Here is a 21,490-nt window from a genome sequence, read left to right on the forward strand (position 1 = left end):
CTCAATTTGCCTTAACCCGCCACCGCCCGCACGCTCTCCCGCTCCACCAGCGGGCACTCCAGCTTGGTAATGGGATAGCGCCCGTGTCCGGGCGCCGTTGGTGCCTCGAGCTGTTCGATCGCCCATTGGCCCATCGCCATATGCGGCAGGATCGAGGTGGTCAGCGGCGGGAACAGATGCCGGGCGATTTCCTCGTCGTCATAGCCGACGACGGAGATGTCCTGGGGAATGTGCAGGCCGGCTTCCTTCAGCGCCTCGTAGCAGCCGATCGCGGTGCGGTCGTTCTGGCAGAAGATGGCGGTCGGGCGGTCTTTGAGCGCCAGCAGCTTCACCGTCGCGGCATAGCCCGCACTTGCCGACCAGTCGCCCTCGACCACCAGCTCCGGGTCAAAAGGGATGTCGGCGGTGGCGAGCGCGCGCCGGTAGCCTTTGAGCCGATCCTGCGCGGCCTGCATCCACGGCTCGCCAGTGATGGTGGCGATGCGGCGGTGGCCGTGGCTGATCAAATGCCGGGTCGAGCTCTGGCCGCCGGCGATCTCGGAGGGCACCACGGCGGGAAAGGCGTAGTCGGCCGTGTAGCAATTGAGCAGGATCACCGGAATGTCGAGGCTGTAGAGGAAGTCGGGCGCGGTGATCTCGCGGGTGAAGATGGTCATGTAGATCAGCGCCGAAATACCCCGCCGGGTCAGTGCCTGGATGGCGCGGGGCTCCATCACGGCGTCGCCCATGGTCTGCGCCACCAGAAGCACGTTGCCGGCATTCCACGAGGCCTGGCGCGCGCCTTCGATCGCCACCACCGCCTCAGGGCTGGTCGCCAGCTGGTCGACGGCAAAGCCGATCACTCCGTCCAGCCCGTCGAAGGCGGCAACCGGCTTGCGCAGCGCCGAGAAGGCGGGCGCGCTGTAACCCAGCGCCCGCGCGGCTTCGATCACCCGCTCGCGGGTCTGCTGCGACAGCTTGATCCCTGGCGAATTGTTGAGCACGAAGGAAACCGTCGCCTGCGAGCAGCCGGCCGCTCGGGCGATGTCTGTCATGGTGACCCGCCCCTTGGGCTTGGCCGGCGCCTTGCGGCGCTTGATCGTCTCGATGGCCGGATCCGTCGTTTCGCTCATGGCAGTCTTGTCCCCAATCCCGGCCTGTCTAGCGGCAGCCTGCCGGCCCGACAAGATGGCGCGGCGGCGCCAGCTTATAGAAACCGCCGCTTCGTTTATATCTATTAGTGGCCATGCGGTCCATCGATCATCAGGCTCCTTATGTGGGAGGAAAGCAACGACTGCGCGGCTTTGTATGCCGAGCGGCCAAGGCATGGGCTCGCCAGCGCTTCGTTCACTGTGGTGCCACGATGTGCCCGGATATTGGCTGAAAACTAATAGTGTTTACTAATACAAAAATGCGCTGTAACGTCAATCCGTCGCGTCCGGCCTTGTAGGGTTCGGGGCGGCGGGAAAGCGAACGCGATGACCCGATGGCGAGCGGATTGCCTCCGCAAGCTCTGTCTCGGATAAGTGATATGTCAGACAAATCGGACTATTTACGAACGCAGAATGAGTCTCTAAAGTCCGTGGCCGTGGCTGGAACGAGGCCATTCTTGTGAGTGCCGGGAAACCCTGAGGAGGAGGGGTATCCAAGCCGCAAACGGCAAATTCAGGTGAGCACGCAATTCTAGTGAGCAAGACGGTCCAGCCCGACGGCTGGACCCAAACGGGAGGTTGAACATGAAGTCCTTGATACGCAATGCATCCGTGGCCGCCGCGGCCCTGGTTGTCGGCCTGACGGCGACGGCCATCGCGCGCGCCGACGACAAGCCGACACTGGCTTTCGTCGTCAACGGCGCTTCCGATTTCTGGAAAGCGGCCGAAGCTGGCGTCAAGAAGGCGCAGGGCGAACTGCCCGACTACAATCTCGAACTCAAATATCCCGAGCAATCCTCGGTCGCCATCCAGCAGCGGCTGATGGACGATCTGGTGACGGCCGGCGTCAAGGGCATCATGGTCTCGGCCGTCGACCCGAAGACCTCGACCGATGGCCTGAACAAGATCGCGTCTGAAACCGCGCTGTTCACCACCGACAGCGACGCACCGCAGACCAAGCGCGTCGCCTATATCGGCTCGTCCAATGTCGACGCCGGCAAGCAGGCGGCCGAAATCGCCAAGAAGGCGATGCCCAATGGCGGCAAGTGCCTCGGCTTCGTCGGCCTGCTCGGCGCCGACAACGCCAAGGAGCGCATCCAGGGCATGAAAGATGGCCTGGCCGGCACCAAGATCGAGCTCGTCGACGTGCGCGGCGACGATATCGACCAGGCGCGTGCCAAGAAGAATGTCGAGGACGCGCTGGTCGCCAGCCCCGACGTCACCTGCATGGTCGGCTTCTATTCCTACAACACGCCGCGCATCTATGAAGCGCTGCGCGATGCCGGCAAGCTCGGCTCCATCACGGTCGTCGGTTTCGATGACGATCCGATCACGCTGGGCGGCGTCAAGGAAGGCACCGTTGCCGCCACCGTCGTGCAGCAGCCCTTCGAATGGGCCTATCAGGGCATGAAGCTGATGGCTGCCTATCTCAAGGGCGACAAGTCGGGCATCCCGGCCGGCAACCTCATCATCATCCCGACCAAGATCATCGGTAAGGATGATGTCGACGCCTACGCCGCCAACCTGAAGGCGATGGCAGGAAACTAAGACCACAGGCAGTTCAGCCGGCTCAACTTGCTTGAGCCGGCTGTTCGCATTGACGAACACCGCGAGGAGCGTCAGTCTGCCTTAAAAGTCGGCCCGCCAATCCCTGTCAGGCATGATGAATTATTCAGATACATCCATCGCGGCAATCACCCCGTTTCTCAGCCTCGAGAACGTGCGCAAGACCTATCCGGGCGTCGTCGCGCTCGACGGGTTTTCGATGGAGGTCAGGCCGGGCGAGGTCATCGGCCTCGTCGGCGAGAACGGCGCCGGCAAGTCGACCCTGATGAAGATCCTCGGAGGCGTCACCACGCCGGACACCGGCACGATCACGGTCGACGGCACCGCTCACAACAGCTTGACCGTCGAAGGCAGCCTGGGCTCGGGCATCGCCTTCGTCCACCAGGAACTCAACCTGTTCGAAAATCTCGATGTCGCCGCCAACATCTTCTTCGGCCGCGAGCCGCTGCGCGCCGGGCCGCTGAAACTCGTCGACCGCTCGAAGCTGCGCGAGATGGTGGCGCCGCTCTTGAAGCGCGTCGGCGCCAATTTCTCCGCCGATGCGCAGGTCGCCGACCTGTCGCTGGCGCAGCAGCAGATGGTCGAGATCGCCAAGGCGCTGTCGATCAAGGCAAGGCTGGTCATCCTCGACGAGCCGACATCGAGCCTGCCGCTCGCCGAGACCGACAAACTGCTCGACGTCATCAAGGCGCTGAAGGCCGACGGCATCAGCGTCATCTTCATTTCGCACCGCCTGCACGAGGTCGAGCGCGTCGCAGATCGCGTCGTCGTGCTGCGCGACGGCATGCTGGCCGGCACGCTGGGCAAGCGCGACATCAATCACGACCAGATGGTCAAGCTGATGATCGGCCGCATGCTGAAGGAACGCGAAAAGGCCTCCGAGGCCGCGCGGGCGCCCGGCGCCACGGCACTTGCGGCCAAGGCCATCCGCACCCCCACCTATCCCAGCCGGCCGGTCGACCTCGATATCCGGCGTGGCGAGATCCTCGGCCTTGCCGGCCTTGTCGGCTCCGGCCGCACCGAGCTGGCCCGCGTGTTCTTCGGCATCGACGGCAGCCTTGGCGGCACGCTCGAGCTCGACGGCAAGACGCTTGTGCTGGGGTCGGCGGCCGATGCCGTCGCGCACGGCATTTTCCTGGTGCCGGAAGACCGCAAGCTGACCGGCATCCTGCTCGACCTGTCGATCGCGCAGAATATTTCGCTGCCCAATCTGCCGGCGCATGCGAGGCGCTCACTGGTGTCGGCAAGCGCCGAGACGGCAACCGCCGAGAAACAGAAGAAAAATCTCGGTATCAAGGCGCCGTCGGTGCAGACGCGGACCGGCACGCTGTCGGGCGGCAACCAGCAGAAGGTCGTGCTCGGCAAATGGCTGGCCATGAACCCGAAGGTGATGATCCTCGATGAGCCGACGCGCGGCATCGACATCGGCGCCAAGGCGGAAATCTACGGGCTGATGCGCGCGCTGGCCGATGCCGGCGTCGCCGTGCTGATGATCTCCAGCGACATGGAGGAGGTGATCGGCGTGTCCGACCGCATCGCCGTCATGCATGAGGGCCAGATATCGGGCATTCTCGACAAGGACCAGTTCAGCCAGGAAAACGTGCTGCTGCTGGCGGTGGGCAAGCAGCCGAAATAGTTTTTGCGCCGGGGTCGCGAGACCGCGCAACCTGCTCAGGCAGGCATTGGGGAGAAGACGATGAGCAAGAAAGATCTCGGCCTGCTGATCCTGATCCTGGTGGTCGGCGCAATCGTGGCCATCATCAATCCGCGCTTCCTCTTGCCGATCAACCTTGCCAACACCTCGAACCTGATCGGCCTGTTCGGGATCCTGTCGATCGGCCAGGCCTTCGTCATTATCACCGGCGGCATCGAACTGTCGGTCGGCTCGGTGGTGGCGCTGCTGGGAACGCTGTTCATCGACTTCATCGCCGTGCGCGAACTGGACTGGCCTCTGGCCTTCGTGCTGATCATCGCGCTTGGCGCCATCATCGGCCTGGTGCATGGCTGGCTGATCACCAGGCTGAAGCTGCAGCCCTTCGTCGTCACCTTGTGCGGCCTCTTGATCTATCGCGGCGTCGCCCGCTTCTACACCGCCGACGGCACCGCCGGCTTCGCCTTCGGCCAGAATTTTCCCGAGCTCGAATTCCTCACCGCGGGCCGCTCCTGGGGCGTGCCGAACAGCTTCATCGCGCTGATCGTCATCGCCATCGTCATGTGGGTGGTGCTGCACCGTTCGGTGTTCGGCCGCTATCTCTACGCCATCGGCAAGAATGAGGAGGCGGCGAAATATTCCGGCATCCGCACCGGCCGCATCGTCATGGCCGCCTATGTCATCTGCGGCGTGCTGACGGCGCTGTCGGCGATCTATTTCGCCATGTACACACGCTCGATCTCGCCGGCCAGCCACGGCCAGTTCTATGAACTCTACGCCATTGCCGCCGCCGTGCTCGGCGGCTTCTCGCTGCGCGGCGGCGAAGGCTCGCTGATCGGCGTCATCCTCGGGACCGTGCTGCTGCAGGAACTGCAGAACCTCGTCAATCTGCTCGGCATCCCGTCCTCCCTCAACTTCGCGGTCATGGGCGGCGTCATTCTCATCGGCGTCCTCGTCGACCAGCAATGGGGCGTGTTCCGCGCACGGCGGCTGATGGTCGATGCCGCCCGCAAGAACGTTGCCGGCGCGCCGGCGGAATAATCGCGCCGGCAACGCTGCCGCTTGCCCGACTCCAGTAGATATTATAATAGCATAACCCGGTATTGCTCGGGGGGTGTGCGGGACATGCGCTGCGATTTGCGAGGCAAGGTGGCGCTGGTCACGGGAGCGGGGGGCGCCATAGGCAGTTCCATTGCCAGGCGCCTGTCCGACAATGGCGCCGCGGTCGTCGTCGCCGACATCGACGGCGAGGGCGCAAGACAGGTCGCGGCCGGCTTGACCGATGCCATGGCCTGCGTCACCGACATCCGTGATGGCGCATCGGTCGACAGCGCGATCGCCGCGATCATGCGGCGTTACGGCCGCCTCGACATCCTCATCAACAATGCCGGCGTCAACACGCTGGCGCATCGTGTCACAATCGACGAATTCCCGGCCGAGGAATGGGACCGCATCACCGGCATCGATCTCGACGGCCTCTACATTATGAGCCGCGCGGCACTCGGTCCCATGCTCGCCGCCGGCAGGGGCGGGCGCATCGTCAACATCGCCTCGGTCGTCGGCCTTGCCGCCATGCGCCTGCAGAGCCCGTTCGTCGCCGCCAAGGCCGGCATCATCCATCTGACGCGGTCGATGGCGATCGAACTCGGCGCCAAGGGCATCCTGACCAACGCGGTCGCTCCAGGTTCGGTGATGACGGCGCTGACCGCCAAGCTGTTTTACGGCGATGACGGCAAGTTCGCCGGCCGCACGCAGGAATTCCTGGCCCATGTGCCGCTCGGCCGTCCGGCCGAGCCGCGGGAGATCGCCGAGGCGGTGCTGTTCCTGGCCTCGCCGGCCGCCAGCTACGTCAACGGCCAGGTGCTGGCCGTCGATGGCGGCTGGACGGCGGGATACATGATGTGAGTGGCGCGATGGAAATCGATCTCAACGGCGCCGCGGTGGCCCTCGATGGCGAGACCAACCCGATCGTCGACGCCGTGCTTGCCGCGCTGCGTGCCAATGGCGGCACGGTCGTCGAAGCAGGGGATGCCGCCGACATCCTGCTGATGTCCAATCCGCTGCGCCCGGGAACGACGATGCAGGATCCACGCTGCCAGCATGCCGATGCGCGCAGGGCAGCCGTGGCCATGGCCGAGCGCGGCGGCGGGCGCATCGTCTTCCTGGTCTCGGCCACGGCCGGCATGCCGATGCGCCGCCATCCGCGCTTTTCCATGGAGAACGCGGCGATTCTGGCCGGCATGCGTGCGTTGGCCATGGAGTTCGGGCCGAGGGTGTTGGTCAATGCCGTCGGCTTCGGCGCGGTCGAGGACGAAACCATGGTCTCGGGCGACAGGGCGATGCTCAGCCACACGCCGGTCGGCCGCGCCGGCTGCATCGAGGAAGCGGTCGCGGCCGTGTTGTTCTTCTGCGATCCGCTCAACACCTACACCACGGGCCAGATGCTGGCCGTCGACGGTGGATGGACGGCAGGCTATGGCCGCAATTTCTGAATTGCTGAGCATCGGATCGGGAGCGCTCGAAGTTGCCCTGGTGCCGCAAATCGGCGGCAGCGTGAGCGCGTTGCGCTGGCGCGGCATCGATCTCATGCGCCGGCTCTCGGATGATGATCGCAAATCCGGCAATGTGCTTGGCGTCGCCATGTTTCCGATGACGCCCTATGCCAACCGCATCGCCGGCAACGCCTTCGACTTCGGGGCAAGACGCTGGCGGGTCCTGCCCAACAATCCGCCCGAAAAATTCAACGTCCATGGCAGCGGTTGGCAACACGCCTGGACGGTCACCGGGTCAGGTCCCGCCAACGCAACCCTGTCGCTGGTCATCGCCGCCGGAGCCGAGCCCTATTCCTACCGCGCGACACAGGCTTTCGCGGTTTCGGACGAGGGACTGAGCGTGACCATGACGCTGACCAATACCGGTCCGGTCGCCCTGCCGTTCGGTTTTGGTTTGCATCCCTGGTTCGATCGCGATCCGGACGTAACAGTGCAGTTCAAGGCCGAGCGCTTCTATCTCGAAGAGCCCGATGGCATTTCGGGCGATCCCGTCACCTTGCCGCCCGAACTCGACTTTGCCGAAGGCAGACCCCTGCCGGGCGGCTGGCGCAACAACGACTATGGCGGCTGGGGCGGCAAAGCGACGCTGCGCTTCCCGGCACGGGGCGCGGGACTGCGCATGAGGGCCGACCCGATCTTCAAGCACCTGATGCTTTACGCCGATCCGACCAAGCCATATTTCTGCGTCGAGCCGCAGACCAACGCCTCCGGCGCTTTCAGCCGCGGCCGATGGGATGATCCGGATGAGGGCGCCATCGTCCTCGCCCAGGGTGAAAGTGCCGCCGGCACCGTCTGTTTCACGCCCTTTGCGCTTGAGGGCGGGGCATAAGGCGGGTGCGCCTGACGAAGACGAATCGTCTAAATAAGCCCATTCCTGAGTTTGAAGCGGCGCATGCCACGCACGTTGACGGCCCGCCCACGGTTCAACAACTCGCGCATGATCGGCTCCCGCCGTGGCGGCGTCAGATGTTCGAGGATACGAGCACAGTCATGTTCAAGCAAAATCCCTCGAATAAGTAGGTCGCGCTTCACCAAAGGACTATCCATCACCCGATGAAAGAGCCCGAAGCCGAAGTGTATCTGGCTGCCATTGATGATGGTCCCAATCATATGATTGACCAGCGTCTCTTGTCTAATCTGAATGGCCACGGACGCATTTTTCTCGGCTTCCTCAAGCCGGGCCTTTGTTTCGGCCGAAAACCTGCCAAATTCGGATATTGTGGGCGTTCGCGATTCCTGGTCGAGAATGGCAGGGTCTTTTCCGCGTTTTTGTCTACGCCTTTTTGATTTGGGATTGCCCGCCAGCATTTGTCCGGTTCTTTGAGCGCCTTTCAGAAGCGGGCCAAGATCGTAGCCGCGAAGCGCGCCATAAGGGACGTAACGAAGTGTTGCTACCAGCTCCGAGATCGACATCTTGTCGAGCCTAAGCGCGAGCTTGTCGGCGGAATAGACAATATCAACCTGGTAGCCACAACGCTCTAGGCATTGCGAAAAGCCGAGTTCTCCCTTCCGTATCGCGTGGGGGCGAATGTCGTAGGGCCTGTACCTTTGCCAAAACCGCCGAATCTGCACATCGGTGAATACTTTGCCGGCTACACTAAATGCGTAGCTGCCCATATGATGGGCAAACTCATGGTTCTCGTAGGTGCCAACGGCGTCATAGTCGCTCTGAACCAGAGCTTTGATCATTGAGTCCAAGCCAGGTCCGGCAATATAAATGACACTGTCGTTCAGATAAATCATACGTTCGGGTCGGAGTTCCTCCAGCGCCAGATGCAAGGTCGCGGCACGGTAGGCTCCGAAGTCACGCCCAATGTTGTTACGGACAAGGATGCGGTGCGCAAATGTCCTTCAGGTCGCGAGTTCATCCGGACGAAGATCGCCATTGCAGACAACAATGGCGTTGACGTGCTGGCGACGAAGCGTCGCCAGGAGGTCGAGAAAGTCGCTTGTAATCCCGATGAGGTGATATTTGACGACGATCGCATAACAATTGCCAATTGCCGGCGTCACGGTCTCATCGGAAGCAAATCGCGGCTCGCGTTCGGCCAGAATGCCTGGGAACTGAATTGTCTTGGCGGCCAGAACATACGCTCCTGCGGCCGCCCAGTTCGCAATTTGCCCGATCTTTTTCATGGCCGCGCCCCCTCCCGGCCCCGACAGATAACACTTCAGTCGAAGCTGTGAAATGGTTTACTCATGACGTGCAACGCTCGGTGCTGGGGGTGCGAACTTGGACTTCCGAAAGACTATCCGGACTGCAATCGGCAAGAATGGACGCGGCATCGAGATTGGCGCTTCATACTCGCCGATATTGCCCAAGGCCGAAGGTTACAAAACGCTCGTTGTCGATCATGCCGATGCCGACGGATTGCGTTCGAAATACGCTGCGATCGGCGTCGACGTTTCACGGCTTGAAACGGTGGACGCCATCGACGATGGCGGCGAATTCAGACAACTCGACCTGACTGGCGAGGGCTTCGACTTCATAGTGGCCAGTCACGTCTTCGAGCATCTCACGGACCCTGTTCATTTCCTCCAACGCTGCGAACGGGCACTCAAACCGGGTGGGCGGGTGTATCTCTTGATTCCGGATCGTCGATACACCTTCGATTATCTGCGCCCCAGTTGTACCGCGGGCCATCTGTTGGCCGCCTATATGGCAGGGCAAAAAAGGCATGGCACGGCGGCCATGTTTGATCACCACGCATCGCATGGAACGCGCGGAGGCGTGCAGGTCTGGCTGGAAGGGTTCAAGGGAGAGTATGCTTTCGCCGGAACGCCTCAAGCAGGTTACGCGATGGCAACCAGGCATGGAGACGACTATGTCGACTGTCACGCCTGGGTCTTCACGCCATCCAGTTTCCGCCTGGCCATGGCGGATTTGCACGCAGCAGGAGTCCTGGGACTTCGTGAAGAGCAATTTTACCCGACTGTAGGGTGCGAGTTCTTTGCGGTAATGTCCGCCAAGCCGGCGACGCATGGTCCCGACAGACTGGCCCTGGCGCTCGACGCGATCAACGAAGCCGGGCCTGAACACATCGCCGCGGCCGTCGTCGATCCTCCCGTGTACATCGGATCAGCGCCGTCAGCTCAAAATGCGATCGATGCATTCAAGGGCCAATGGGTCACCGCGTTCCCGGCAGCGCAAGGCTTGCAGGCGGGCACATCCCATTTGCACGAGGACCCACGCATACTTTGGCTCGCGGAGAAACTGGATGGCTGGCTCAACGGGAAGCAAGTCCTCGAACTGGGTCCCCTGGAGGCGGCGCATACCGCAACTCTGTTGTCGCAAGGTGCAGGGTCGGTCGTGGCCATCGAGGCCAATCGCGATGCCTTTCTTCGTTGTCTGGTCGCGAAGGAAATTCTTGGCTTGCGCGACGCGACCTTTCGGCTCGGTAATTTTGTTCCGTTCCTGGAGAGCGAAACAAAGCATTGGCCGCTGATCGTTGCCAGCGGTGTTCTCTATCATATGACGGACCCGCTGCACGTGCTGGACTTGTTGGCGGACCGAACCGATCGCCTGTTTTTATGGACTCACGTCGTCGACGACAATGCGATGCCGACCGACGACCGGCGGCGCGCGGCGCTTGGAGCGCCAGAGCAACGCGACTGGCACGGCCGAACGGTGACGCTTTATCCGCGCCCCTACGGACCGCTTGGCGCATCGACATTTTGCGGAGGCATGGACCGCGTACCGTGCTGGATACATCGCGACGATCTGCTGTGGGGCCTGGCCAAACTGGGGTTCGACGATCTGGCGATCGCACACGAGACGCCGGACAACGAGCATGGTCCGTCGCTGTCGATCCTGGCGAGGCGCAGCCCCAAGGCTACGCATGAAAAACCACGGCCCCTGCCAACCGCAAAAAAGGGTCTAAAAAGGGTATAGATCTTCGGCAACGTCGGAAAGCGAAACCGGCCAATCCAATTTTGTTTCACCTGTCTTGCGAAACAGGACGGCCGACATCAACGCTCCGGTGTGCATCTCGCCAAAATGCGTCGATATGTTGTGCACTCGGGCCACGATGTATGCCCGCACACCATCGATGGCTTCGATGATTTCAAACCCGGTCGATCTGTTGAGCAAGGCCTTCCAGGAGTGACTCGAAAACCGAAAATAGTCGCACGGCTCTTCGTGCAGAGCCCATGTCTGTGGCGCCAGGATAATCCCCAGAGCGCCTGTCTTGAGAACCCGGTTCATTTCAATCGCGGCCTTCCAGGGCATCAGGAGGTGCTCGAACACCGCAAATGACATGACGGCGTCATAGGTCTTGCGAGGCAGAAAGCGGCTCGCCTCATGAGCGTCTCCAACGATGTCGACGTTCTCGCCGTCAAGAATATCGAAACCGGTGTAGACCCAGTCCGGCGGCAGGCTGTTGCGCCACATTGCACCAGTCCGGTTGCGCGAACCGATCTCCAGCAAATGCCCGCCGGAACGTGACCGCAACTCGGCAAAGAATCTGTTTACCAGGGGCAGTACCGAATCGTTTGGATCTGCCGCCGCGAGCGGGCGCACTTCCTTCGACCCGTCCGCCAATCTTATTTCGAGTTTCACATCCAGCATCTGAGCGTTGTCCAGCCCTGTAAAGACCCGCTCATCAAACCGGCACGACGCCGCAAGCCGCCCATAGAGTCGACTCAAATCCGCACTGGGAAGGCCAGTTTGCGACAGGACGACTGTGCGGCCATCCGGCAGAAGCAAGGCGAGCCCAACGACAGGGGATTTTGCGGAAAAAGTGAATCCTGAAACGTGAATCGCGCCGTGGAAACACGAACTGCGATCGACGATGCAAACAAGCTCGCTACCGATGGCGGGGGCGGTCAAATGTGATGTCGGACCAGCAATGGTCGAGTCCATGTTCATGGTGGCCTGCCCCCCCGCTAGCCATGGCTGCGGAATTCTGTGCCCGGTAGGGTAGCGCCTGTGCGCGGCAAACTGAAGAGGCAGTATAATCGGATCTTCAGTCAACCAGCCGATTGCGCCTGAACCCTAGAGAAGCCGCGCCAGCAGGCCGCCATCCACTTGCATGGCGCTGCCGGTGACGAAGGATGCGGCGTCGGAAATCAGGAAGCCGATTGCGCTGGCGATCTCCGAAGGGTTGGCGATGCGGGCGATTCTGTTGGGCTCGAAGGACAGGCCCAGCGCGTCGGCGCCGCCGGCCGCTTCCAGCCCGTCCAGCGTCATGCGGGTGGCGACCGAGCCGACCAGCACGGCGTTGACGCGGATGCGGTCGACGGCATAGTCGAGCGCCATCTGCCGCGACAGGCCGACGACCGCCGCCTTCGTCGCGGCATAGGCGGGCACGCCGGGAACCGTGGCATCGGCGTGCACGGACGCGATGTTGACGATCGAGCCGCCGCCGGCCGCGCGCAGCAGCGGCAAGGTCGCGCGGCAGACGCGGAAAATGGCTGTGAGGTTGACGGCGATGGTCTTTTCCCACTCCGCGTCGGAAACGTCTTCAAGCCGCTTGCCGGTTGGGTAGATGCCGGCGCAGTTGACGACGGCGTCGAGCCCGCCAAGCCGTTCGGTGGCTGCCGTCACCGCCGACTGAACCTCTTCTTCACGGGTGAGATCGCTCTCGCGGAAGATCAACTGGCTTTCGTCATAGCGGCCGGCAAGGGCCTTGCCCTCTTCGCCGTCCAGTCCGGCGCCGAGAACCCTGGCGCCCGCGCCGGCGAGGTACTCCGCCGTCGCCCGGCCAATGCCGGTGGCAGCCCCCGTGACGAAAATGCGTTTGTCGGCGAACATCATGCTGAGGCCTGTGAAGCGATGGCGTGGCGTTCCGCTTGCGCCGCCGTCACCGAGCGCAGCACCCGATCCTCGCCACCGTCGCCGCGGCCAAATTCGTCGACGATGCGCCCGTCGGCGACCACGACGCAGCGATCGCAAAGTCCGATCAGCTCTTCCAATTCGGAAGCCACGATCAGCAAGCCTACGCCTTTCTCGGCGAGTTCAACCACAAGCCGGTAGATTTCATGACGGGTCGCCGCGTCGACGCCCTTGGTCGGCTCGTCGAGCAGCAGCACTTTCGGTGCCCGCATCAGCACACGGGCGAACAGCAGCTTCTGCTGGTTGCCGCCCGACAGATGGGTGACCGAAGCCTGCGGCGAGGACGCCTTGACGTTAAGCGCGCGCATGGCGGTGAGGATGGAGCTTCGCTCCAGTCCGCCGCGCACCATGCCATGCCGCGACAGAGGCGCGAGATTGCCGATGGTGATGTTGGCGCCGACAGGCAGGTTGAACAGCAGGCCGTCGCGCTTGCGATCCTCGGTCAGCAGCGCAATGCCGGCTGCGCGGGCATCCCTGGGCGATTTGATCGACACGCTCTGGCCGGCGACGCGGATTTCGCCGTCGGCCGGAACGCGGCCATAGATGCCGTGCAGGACCTCGCTGCGGCCGGAGCCCAGCAGCCCGGCCAGCCCGACGATTTCGCCCGCCGCCACGCGGAGATTGATATCCCTGGCGCCATGGACCGCGCCGCTGTGGCCGGCGACCGTGAGATGGCGAACCTCCAGCGCCGTCGGCCGGCCGACGGGTGCCGCGTGTTCGGGAAACAGCCGCTGTAGCCTTTGACCCGACATCGAGAAGATGAAGGTCTCGGCATCGAAATCCTCGCGCGCGATCCGTACCGCCACCTGCCCGTCGCGCAGCACCGTGGCGCGGTCGCAGATGGCCAGCACCTCGGGCAGGCGGTGGGTGATGTAGATCATCGCCACGCCTTGCGCCTTCAGGCGACGCAGCACGGCGAACAGCGCATCGACCTCGGTGCCGGAGAGCGAGGCCGTCGGCTCGTCCAGCATCAGCACGCGTGGCTTCAGCACGATGGCACGCGCAATCATCACCAGATGACGCTGCGCCGAGGTCAGCGACGCGACATAGGCCCTGGGGTTGATGTCGATGCCGAGGTCGGCAAAGATTTCGCCGGCCCGCTGCTCGAGCTTGCGCTGGTGGACCAGCATGCCTGTGCCCAGCCCGGTGCGGCCGGCAAAGACATTCTCGGCGACCGACAGCTGTTCGAGCACCTCGATTTCCTGCGGCACGTAACCGACGCCGTTCGATCGTGCATCGGCCGGCGAAGCGAAGCTGACGGGCCGGCCGTCGAGCTGGATCGTGCCGGTGTAGGAACCGGCCGGATGCACGCCGTTGAGGATCTTGACCAGCGTCGACTTGCCGGCGCCGTTCTGGCCGAGCAAGGCGTGGATCTCGCCGGCCACGACATCGAAATCGACGCCGCGCAGCGCCTGCACGCCGCCGAAATTCTTGGCGATAGCGGTGGCCGAAAACAGCGGCGCTGGGGTGGTGATGGACAAGACGCATCCCTTCGGAAAGCGCCGGGCCTGCAAGGCGCGGGCCCGGCGGCAGGTGTTACTGGCCGGCGCTGTCCAGCATCTTGTAATAGGGATCGAGATCAGCTGCGGTGATCACCTTTGCCGGCAGCGGATTGCTGTAGGGCACGGTCTTGCCCTGGGCGAGATCACCGAGAAGTTCGGCGACCTTGGCGCTCTCTTCATAGAGCGGCTGCGCGACGATGCCGTAGGCGGCGCCGGATTTCACCAGATCGAGATTCTGCCTGATATAGTCCATGCCGACGATGACGACATCGCGTCCGGCCTTGCGGGCGGCGCCCGACCAGGTCTGGATGCTGTTGCCGGTGGTGCCGAAGGCGGCGGTCACATCGGGATTGCCCTGCAGGATCGCCACCGCTTTTGCCTCGGCCGCCGACGGTTCAAAGCCTTCCATCTGCGTGTCGAGCACCTTGATGCCGGGATATTTCGCCGCGATGGTCTTGCGGAAGGCATCCGACATGGCGTTTTCGGTGTCGTTGGAAGCGCCTTGCGTCAACGCCACGGTGCCCTTGCCGCCGAGCTTGTCGCCGATCGCGATCGCGGCATTGGTTCCCGCTTCGGCGATGTTCTCTCCCGTCGCCGCTTTCAGGCCGTTGACCGTCCCTTCGGGCGGCAGGACGTGCCAGGTGACGATCGGGAAGCCTTCCTTGGCCAGCTTGGAGATGTAGGAATAGATGGCCGGATCGGGACCGTATACCCCGATCGCGTCGTATTTGGTGCGGGCAAGGGCGGCCTCGGCAAGCGGCAAGGTCGCCGGAATATCCCAGTTGGTGGCGCTCGGGTCGCCGACCACCTCGCAGGTGTAGCCGAGTTCCTTGCATTTGTTGAGGAAGCCCGCCTGCATCAGCCGATGCACCGGGTGATCCTTCATCGCCTGCACCCAGAGCAGGTGAATGTCCGCCGCCCGGGCCAGGCTCGCCGAGCCGAGCGAGGTGGCGAGTGCCGCCGCCACCAATGCGGTTCGGATCAGCCGCTTTTTCAAATGGGTCTTCATGCCTTACCTCCCTTGGTTCGCCGGCATTTTTGCCGGCGCAATATAAGCGGCCTCTCAGGCGCCGGCGATGAAGTAGCGGCGGCGCACTATGTCGAGGCCGACAGCCATGACCATGATCGCGCCGACCGCGATCTGCTGCCAGTTGGAGTTGACGCCAATGACGACGAGGCCGCTCTGCACCACCTTCAGCATCAGGATGCCGACGACGCCGCCGGCCACCGTGCCGGCGCCGCCGAACAGGCTGACGCCACCGACCACGACGCCGGCGATGACGGTCAGTTCCCAGCCGCTGCCGATCGAAGTGCCGCCGCTGCCGAGATCGGCCATTACGAACATGCCGGCGATCGCCGACAGCGCGCCGACGGTGATGAAGGCGCCGATCTTGTAGGCGCTGGTGTTGATACCGACGAGATGCGCCACTTCCTTGTTGCCGCCGGTGGCATACATGTTGCGCCCGAGCACGGTGCGCCGCAGCACGAAGTCGGCAAGGAGGGCGACGACGATGAAGAAGGCAAAGCTCCAGCCGAGGCCGAAGGCGAGATCGGTGCCGCCAATGGTGTTGATCGCCTCGGGCAGCGGATAGACCGGATAGCCGCCCGTCACCACCTGGATCAGGCCCTGGCCGATGAACAGCATGCCGAGCGTCTGGATGAAGGCAGGGATACCCAGCCTGACGACGATCAGGCCGTTGAGGAGGCCGATCAGCGCGCCGACGCCTATGCCGCCGAGAATGCCGACGCTCACCGGCAGGGCGGCCGCGGTCATCAGCTTGGCGGCGACCACGGCGGAGAGACCAGCCACCGAGCCGACCGACAGGTCGAACTCGCCGGCGACCAGCAGAATGGTCTGGCCGATGGCGATGATGCCGACAAAGGAGACGACGTTGAGAATGGCGCGGATGTTGCGCTCCGACAGGAAGGCCGGCTCGAGCAGCCAGAAGAAGGCGATCAGCAAAGCCATGGCCGCCAGCACGCCGACCTCGCCGACGGCAATCAAGCCGATCAGTCGCCGCCGGAACGAACGCGCGTCCCTGGGCGACGCGCTCACCTCAGCCGCGCTGTTCATCCCGACCTCCCTGGCAGCGACCGTCGCCGGCTCTTGCGGCCGGCCCCATGCGCCCGCGCCGATCCTGGCGCGCTCCTCTCAACCATTAAGATTATAATATTATAACTTGTCAACGATGAAATTATCTGGCGGTGCATAGCTGGGTCCATCGCTGGCAAGCACTCGCGGCAACCGCTATGAATGGACGTTTCGGCGTGATCCGCAGGACATTGCCTTGGCGGATGGCGCTTTCTTGGAGCATGGTGATGGTCGATAAGCCGCCGGCGGACGAGAAGAAGCCGCAACGCCTCGGCGTCCGCGAGATCGCCAAGCGGGTCGGCGTGGCGCCGATGACGGTGTCGCGCGCGCTGTCCAATCCCGACATGGTCTCGCCGGAGACGCGCGCCAAGGTGCTGGAGGCGATCGAACAGGCCGGCTTCGTACCCAACCGGCTTGCGTCCAGCATGCGCGGCAACGGCCGCATGATCGGCACGGTGGTGCCACCGCTGATCAATTCGGGCATTGCCGAACAGGTGCAAGGCATGTCCGACGAATGCCATGAGAGCGGCTATTCGATGCTCCTGGTGCAGGGCGAGTTCACGCAGGAGGCCGAGGAGAAGTCGATCCGCAACCTGCTCGGCTGGCGCCCGGTCGGCATGATCCTGCAGAGCTTCGTGCAAAGCGAAGCGGCGCGTGCCTTGCTGAAGAGCAGCGGCGCCCCGGTGGTCGAAATTTCCGAAATCAAGGGCCGCAAGCCGATCGACATGGTGGTCGGCGTCTCCAACTTCGAGACCGCCTATGCCATGACCATGCATCTGGCGGCCAAGGGCTACAAGCGCATCGGCTTCGTCTCGACGCCGATCCACGGCAATGACCGCCTGCGGCAGCGCCGCACCGGTTACCATGCCGCCCTGACGGAGCTCGGCATCAAGAACCATGCCGATATGGAGGTCGAAGTGCCAATCACCGCGCAGGGCGGTGCCGAGGCGCTGGTGACGCTGACCACCCGCCACCGGGATATCGATGCCATCTTCTTTTCCAGCGACACGCTCGCGGTCGGCGCCGTGCAGGAATGCCACCGCCGGCGCTGGGCCGTGCCGGGCAGGATCGCCATCGCCGGCTATGGCGACATGGATCTCGCCGCGCAGCTCTATCCGCCGCTGACCACGGTGAAGGTCAACCGCTACGAAATGGGCCGCCGTGCGGTGCGGCAATTGCTGGCAAGGCTCGGCGGCGACACCAAGGTGCCGACCATCACCAGCCTCGGCTTCGAGATCGTCGATCGCGAAAGCGCGTGACGGACTAGAGGCCACGCCGCCCCGTCTCTTCCCGCCGCCCGAGGCGCTTTTCCCAGCCCTCCGCGTGGACGTTGAGATAGGCGTTGGGATCGTAAGGGTGGTTCTTGATCGCCTCGATGTTGAGATCGATGCCGAGCCCTGGCGCGTCGGGCAGCGACAGATGGCCATTGGCCGGGTTGACGGTCGGGTGCCAGGTCACGAGGTCGCGCGTCCATGGGTCGTTGAAAGCGTCGAAGTGCTCCTGGATGAGGAAGTTCGGCACCGCGGCCGCCAGCTGCAGGCACACCGCCGTCGCCACCGGTCCGCCGCTCTGGTGCGGGGCGATGTGGCTGCCATGCGCAAGCGCGAGGTTGGCCACCTGCATGGACGGCGCAATGCCACCGAGCGACATCGGTTCGGGTTGGAAGATGTTGACGCCCCCACCGGAGGCCAGCGTGTAGAATTGCCCGACCGTGTCGTACATTTCGCCGGTCGCCACCGGGATCGGTGAGCGATGCGCCACTTCGTGCACCGCCTCTTGCCGGTCGCGCGAGGTCGGCTCCTCCCACCAGAAGATGTCGAGATCGGCGAATTTCTGCGCGGCCTGCAGGGCGGCGATCTCGGTGAAGCGCGCATGCACGTCGATCAGGATCAGCGTATCGCGAGGCAGTTCATCACGCAATTTTCGGCAGATCGCGTAGGAAAGCTCCAATTCCTCGCGCGAGATAAAACCTTGCGCGGTGCCGAACGGGTCGAGCTTGAACGCCTTGAAACCTTTCGCCAGCACCGCCTTGGCGGCTTCGAGGAAGGCCTCCGGCGTGCGCTCGATGCGGTACCAGCCATTGGCGTAGCCGAGCACGCTGTCGCGCACCTGGCCGCCGAGCAACTGGTGGATCGGCACGCCGAGGCTCTTGCCCAGAATGTCCCAGCAGGCAACCTCGACCGCCGCGATCACCGTGCGGTGGATGTGGCCGCCGTCGAGCGAGACGCTGTCCAGCATGCGCTTGGCCAGCGCATTGATGCGGCGCGGGTCTTGGCCGATGGCGAGATGCTTGAGCTCGTGCACGCCGGCTTCGGTGGTCTTGATGAAGCCGTTCAGCGTGCCTTCGCCAATCCCATGGATGCCGTTGTCGGTATGGACTTTGACGAACAGCCAGTTCTTCCAGCCGGCACCGACGGCGAAGGTCTCGATTTCGGTGATTTTCATGCGGTCGTCCTAAGCCAGGGCTATGATCGCGGCGATGACGGCTTCTGATGTCAGGCCGTATTTCGCTTGCAGGGTCGGCACCGCGCCGCATTCGATGTAGCGGTCGGGCAAGCCGATGCGGCTGACTTTCTTCGCAATGCCGGCGTCGAACAAGGTCTCGACAACGAGGCTGGCCAGGCCGCCGACGACAACATGGTTTTCCGTGGTGACGATGTGGCTGACGCCAGCCGCGAACGCGGCCACCGCCTCGGTGTCGAACGGTTTGATGGTCGGCACGTGCAGCACGCCGGCGGAGATGCCTTGTTTTCGCAACGCGTCCGCCGCATCCAGTGCCCGCTCGGTCATGAAGCCGGTCGAGATGATGCCGACATCGGAACCGCCACGAAGCTTGCGTGCCTTGCCGATTTCGAAACGATAGCCGGCTTCAAATACCACGGGCACTGAACCGCGCAGCAGCCGCATGTAGACCGGCCCGTGACGCTCTGCGATCGCCTTGGTCGCCGCTTCGATCTCGGTCGCGTCGCAGGGGTCGATGATGGTCAGCCCGGGGATCATGCGCATCAGCGCCAGATCCTCGATCGCCTGGTGCGTGCCGCCATAGCCGGTCGTCAATCCCGGCAGGCCGGCGACGATCTTGACGTTAAGGTTGGAGTGGGCGAGCGCGATGGCGACGAAATCATAGGCCCGCCTTGTCGCGAACACGCCATAGGTGGTGGCGAACGGCACCTTGCCGGTACGCGCCAGCCCGGCGGCGACAGCGACCAGGTTCTGCTCGGCCATGCCGACATTGAAGAAGCGGTCGGGGAAAGCGTCACGGAACGGCAGGATGTCGGTGTATTTGCCGAGGTCGGCGGTCAGCCCAACAATGTCGGGACGGCTGTGGCCGAGCCGCGTCAGCGCCTTGCCAAACGGCGCTTCCACGCTTTGCCGGCCGCCGCGGACCGCTTCGTGCTGACCCATGGCCAGCGTGCGGCCCGCCTCCGTCGCCGTGCCGCTCATTGGCTTGCTCCCACGGTCTTTTCGAACTCGGCGATGATGCCGTCCCATTGCGCCACGTCGATGCGGAAGAAATGCGATTTCTCGGCGGTTTCGATACGCGGCACGCCCTTGCCAGGCAGCGTGCGCAGCACGATCGCCTTCGGCTTGCCGTTGCGCTCGCGCGCATCGGCCAGCGCGCCGATCACCGCCTTCATGTCGTTGCCGTCGATCTCCGATGTCTGCCAGCCGAAGGCGCGCCATTTGTCGGCCACCGGCTCCATGTCGAGCACGACAGGCCCGTCGGCCTGGATGCCGTTGCAGTCGACCAGTGCCACCAGCCCATCGAGCTTGAAATGGCTGGCCGACATCGCCGCTTCCCAGGTCGAGCCTTCCTGCATTTCGCCATCGGACAGTTCGACGAAGACGCGCGCCTCGGATTTGTCGATGCGCAGGCCCATCGCCTGGCCGACGCCTTGCCCCAGGCCATGGCCGAGCGAGCCGCCGATGACTTCGACACCTGGCGTCGTGTCGAGCGTCGACATCTCCAGCCGGCTGTTGTCGGCGCCATAGGTGGCAAGTTCCTCGACCGGGATGATGCCGGCCTCGGCCAGCGCTGCCCACAGCGCGATCGAATAATGCCCGGTCGAGAGCAGGAAGCGGTCGCGGTCGGCCCACGCCAGATTGTGTGGATCGTAACGCAGTTCGTGGAAGTAGAGCGCGGCCAGCACATCGGCGATGCCGAGGCCCTGGCCGATATAACCCTGGCCCTGGCCGCGCGCCATGGTCAGCATGTGACGGCGCAATTGTATCGCCTTGCGTTCGAGCGCGCCGATATCGGCGCTGCCGGGTGGGGAGTTTCGCTGCATCTGATCAGTCCTTGTCGAGCCCGCCCGACATGTTGAGCCGCTCGGCGGTCATGTATTTGGGCGCATCGAGACAGAGCCAGACGACGGCTTCCGCGACTTCCGCAATCTCGGCCCGGCGGCCGAGCGGGATGCGGCGGGTGCGCTCGTCGAGGAAGGCCTGCAGGTCGCTTCGGCCATTGGCGCGGGCCAGGTCGACCTCGGTCGAGCGCTGCATTTCGGTGTCCATCATGCCCGGTGCCAGGCTGTTGACCAGCACACCATAGGGCGCCAGCGCTACCGCTGCGGCGCGGGTAATGGAATCGACCCCAGCCTTGCTCGCCGTGTAGGCGGTGTAGTCGGGCAGCGCCATGCGCGAACCCGGCGAGGTGATGTTGATGATGCGCCCCGAACGCTGCTCGCGCATCACTCGGCCCGCCGCTTTGCAGGCCATGGCAAGCGCCGTGACATTGAGCGCCAGCGTGCGCGTCCAGGCCTTGAAGGTGGCGTCGAGGAAGGGCTCGATCACGCCATAGCCGGCATTGTTGACGAGGATGTCGATGCCGCCCCAGCGCGCCACCACTTTCTCCACCGCCGCCTCCGGCGCGCCTTCCCCGGTGAAGTCGCTGACGATGCTTTCGCTTTCCGCGCCGGTTTCGCCGACCAGCGTGGCGGTCTCGGCCAGTCCCTCGCCATTGATGTCGGTGACCGCGACGACACAGCCGCGCCGCGCCAGCTGGATCGCCACCTCGCGACCGAGGCCGCCGGCGGCACCGGTGACAAGTGCCCTTCGTGGCGGCGTGTTGTGATTCTCGGCTGGCAAGAAAACCCTCCCGGTGGCCATCTTGACGCGATTGATACCGGTACCATAAATGGCTGTCAACGGCGATGTGCTATTG

Annotated in this window: 20 protein-coding genes; 8 read left to right on the top strand and 12 right to left on the bottom strand. The window is 63.8% G+C overall.

All coding sequences use genetic code 11. From position 1 onward, the window contains the following. Positions 1 to 11: 11 nt before the first annotated feature. Positions 12 to 1,112, bottom strand: a complete 1,101-nt coding sequence (locus CK228_RS30450; protein WP_179296093.1) for a LacI family DNA-binding transcriptional regulator — start codon at positions 1,110 to 1,112, stop codon at positions 12 to 14. 603 nt (positions 1,113 to 1,715) lie between these two features. On the opposite strand from CK228_RS30450, the gene CK228_RS30455 reads away from it, so the two are divergent. From CK228_RS30455 to CK228_RS30480, 6 genes are all read left to right on the top strand, one after another. Beyond that, positions 1,716 to 2,678 carry a sugar-binding protein gene (locus CK228_RS30455; RefSeq protein WP_095773159.1) on the top strand — a complete coding sequence of 321 codons (963 nt, stop codon included), beginning with the start codon at positions 1,716 to 1,718 and terminating at the stop codon, positions 2,676 to 2,678. A 115-nt stretch (positions 2,679 to 2,793) separates the two neighbouring features. Next, a complete protein-coding gene (locus CK228_RS30460; RefSeq protein WP_095790251.1) occupies positions 2,794 to 4,332 on the top strand; it encodes a sugar ABC transporter ATP-binding protein in 1,539 nt (512 codons plus the stop codon). A gap of 60 nt (positions 4,333 to 4,392) precedes the next feature. Next, positions 4,393 to 5,388, top strand: a complete 996-nt coding sequence (locus CK228_RS30465) for an ABC transporter permease (RefSeq protein WP_095773158.1) — start codon at positions 4,393 to 4,395, stop codon at positions 5,386 to 5,388. Between the two features lie 84 nt (positions 5,389 to 5,472). Beyond that, positions 5,473 to 6,252: an SDR family NAD(P)-dependent oxidoreductase gene (locus CK228_RS30470; RefSeq protein WP_095773157.1), complete on the top strand. Its 780-nt coding sequence runs from the start codon at positions 5,473 to 5,475 to the stop codon at positions 6,250 to 6,252. 8 nt (positions 6,253 to 6,260) lie between these two features. Continuing rightward, on the top strand, positions 6,261 to 6,839 hold the full coding sequence (locus tag CK228_RS30475) for an SDR family oxidoreductase (protein ID WP_095790223.1): 579 nt from the start codon (positions 6,261 to 6,263) through the stop codon (positions 6,837 to 6,839). After that, the gene (locus CK228_RS30480; protein WP_095790224.1) at positions 6,823 to 7,728 is read left to right on the top strand and encodes an aldose 1-epimerase; all 906 of its coding nucleotides are present in this window, start codon (positions 6,823 to 6,825) and stop codon (positions 7,726 to 7,728) included. The genes CK228_RS30475 and CK228_RS30480 overlap by 17 nt, the downstream gene beginning before the upstream one ends. A gap of 29 nt (positions 7,729 to 7,757) precedes the next feature. Here CK228_RS30480 and CK228_RS30485 read toward each other — a convergent pair whose 3' ends face one another. Together CK228_RS30485 and CK228_RS36115 are read right to left on the bottom strand one after the other, a co-directional pair. Next, entirely contained in the window at positions 7,758 to 8,732 is a 975-nt protein-coding gene (locus tag CK228_RS30485; RefSeq protein ID WP_280951051.1) for a rhamnan synthesis F family protein, read from the bottom strand. A gap of 18 nt (positions 8,733 to 8,750) precedes the next feature. Continuing rightward, positions 8,751 to 9,035, bottom strand: coding sequence for a hypothetical protein (locus CK228_RS36115; RefSeq protein WP_245438142.1), 285 nt, complete (start codon positions 9,033 to 9,035; stop codon positions 8,751 to 8,753). Between the two features lie 97 nt (positions 9,036 to 9,132). On the opposite strand from CK228_RS36115, the gene CK228_RS30490 reads away from it, so the two are divergent. Further along, positions 9,133 to 10,791 (top strand): methyltransferase domain-containing protein, encoded by a 1,659-nt coding sequence (locus tag CK228_RS30490; RefSeq protein ID WP_245438143.1) that lies wholly within the window; start codon positions 9,133 to 9,135, stop codon positions 10,789 to 10,791. Here the strand turns inward: CK228_RS30490 and CK228_RS30495 are convergent. The 5 genes from CK228_RS30495 to CK228_RS30515 all read right to left on the bottom strand — a co-directional run bounded on the left by CK228_RS30495 (position 10,777) and on the right by CK228_RS30515 (position 16,308). Beyond that, positions 10,777 to 11,766 carry a methyltransferase domain-containing protein gene (locus tag CK228_RS30495; protein ID WP_245438144.1) on the bottom strand — a complete coding sequence of 330 codons (990 nt, stop codon included), beginning with the start codon at positions 11,764 to 11,766 and terminating at the stop codon, positions 10,777 to 10,779. The two genes, CK228_RS30490 and CK228_RS30495, sit on opposite strands and share 15 nt — an antisense overlap. Positions 11,767 to 11,892: 126 nt before the next feature. Continuing rightward, complete coding sequence (locus CK228_RS30500; protein ID WP_095790225.1) at positions 11,893 to 12,654, bottom strand: SDR family NAD(P)-dependent oxidoreductase; 762 nt, start codon at positions 12,652 to 12,654, stop codon at positions 11,893 to 11,895. Next, positions 12,651 to 14,213, bottom strand: coding sequence for a sugar ABC transporter ATP-binding protein (locus tag CK228_RS30505; RefSeq protein WP_095790226.1), 1,563 nt, complete (start codon positions 14,211 to 14,213; stop codon positions 12,651 to 12,653). The genes CK228_RS30500 and CK228_RS30505 overlap by 4 nt, the downstream gene beginning before the upstream one ends. Before the next feature lie 55 nt (positions 14,214 to 14,268). Then, positions 14,269 to 15,243 carry a substrate-binding domain-containing protein gene (locus CK228_RS30510; protein ID WP_095790227.1) on the bottom strand — a complete coding sequence of 325 codons (975 nt, stop codon included), beginning with the start codon at positions 15,241 to 15,243 and terminating at the stop codon, positions 14,269 to 14,271. A 54-nt stretch (positions 15,244 to 15,297) separates the two neighbouring features. Next, positions 15,298 to 16,308, bottom strand: a complete 1,011-nt coding sequence (locus tag CK228_RS30515; protein ID WP_095790228.1) for an ABC transporter permease — start codon at positions 16,306 to 16,308, stop codon at positions 15,298 to 15,300. A 245-nt stretch (positions 16,309 to 16,553) separates the two neighbouring features. On the opposite strand from CK228_RS30515, the gene CK228_RS30520 reads away from it, so the two are divergent. Then, positions 16,554 to 17,585, top strand: coding sequence for a LacI family DNA-binding transcriptional regulator (locus tag CK228_RS30520; protein ID WP_179296094.1), 1,032 nt, complete (start codon positions 16,554 to 16,556; stop codon positions 17,583 to 17,585). Positions 17,586 to 17,589: 4 nt separating this feature from the next. On the opposite strand, the gene CK228_RS30525 is transcribed toward CK228_RS30520, so the two are convergent. The 4 genes from CK228_RS30525 to CK228_RS30540 are packed head-to-tail and all read right to left on the bottom strand — an operon-like array spanning position 17,590 to position 21,414. Then, on the bottom strand, positions 17,590 to 18,771 hold the full coding sequence (locus tag CK228_RS30525) for a mandelate racemase/muconate lactonizing enzyme family protein (RefSeq protein WP_095790229.1): 1,182 nt from the start codon (positions 18,769 to 18,771) through the stop codon (positions 17,590 to 17,592). 9 nt (positions 18,772 to 18,780) lie between these two features. Further along, positions 18,781 to 19,770 (bottom strand): transketolase C-terminal domain-containing protein, encoded by a 990-nt coding sequence (locus CK228_RS30530; RefSeq protein WP_095790230.1) that lies wholly within the window; start codon positions 19,768 to 19,770, stop codon positions 18,781 to 18,783. Beyond that, positions 19,767 to 20,615 carry a transketolase gene (locus tag CK228_RS30535; protein ID WP_095790231.1) on the bottom strand — a complete coding sequence of 283 codons (849 nt, stop codon included), beginning with the start codon at positions 20,613 to 20,615 and terminating at the stop codon, positions 19,767 to 19,769. Before CK228_RS30535 ends, CK228_RS30530 begins: the two co-directional genes overlap by 4 nt. 4 nt (positions 20,616 to 20,619) lie before the next feature. Further along, positions 20,620 to 21,414: an SDR family oxidoreductase gene (locus CK228_RS30540; protein WP_095773145.1), complete on the bottom strand. Its 795-nt coding sequence runs from the start codon at positions 21,412 to 21,414 to the stop codon at positions 20,620 to 20,622. Between the last annotated feature and the right edge of the window lie 76 nt (positions 21,415 to 21,490).

The sequence above is a fragment of the Mesorhizobium sp. WSM4312 genome (assembly GCF_002294875.1).
Taxonomy (GTDB): Bacteria; Pseudomonadota; Alphaproteobacteria; order Rhizobiales; family Rhizobiaceae; genus Mesorhizobium.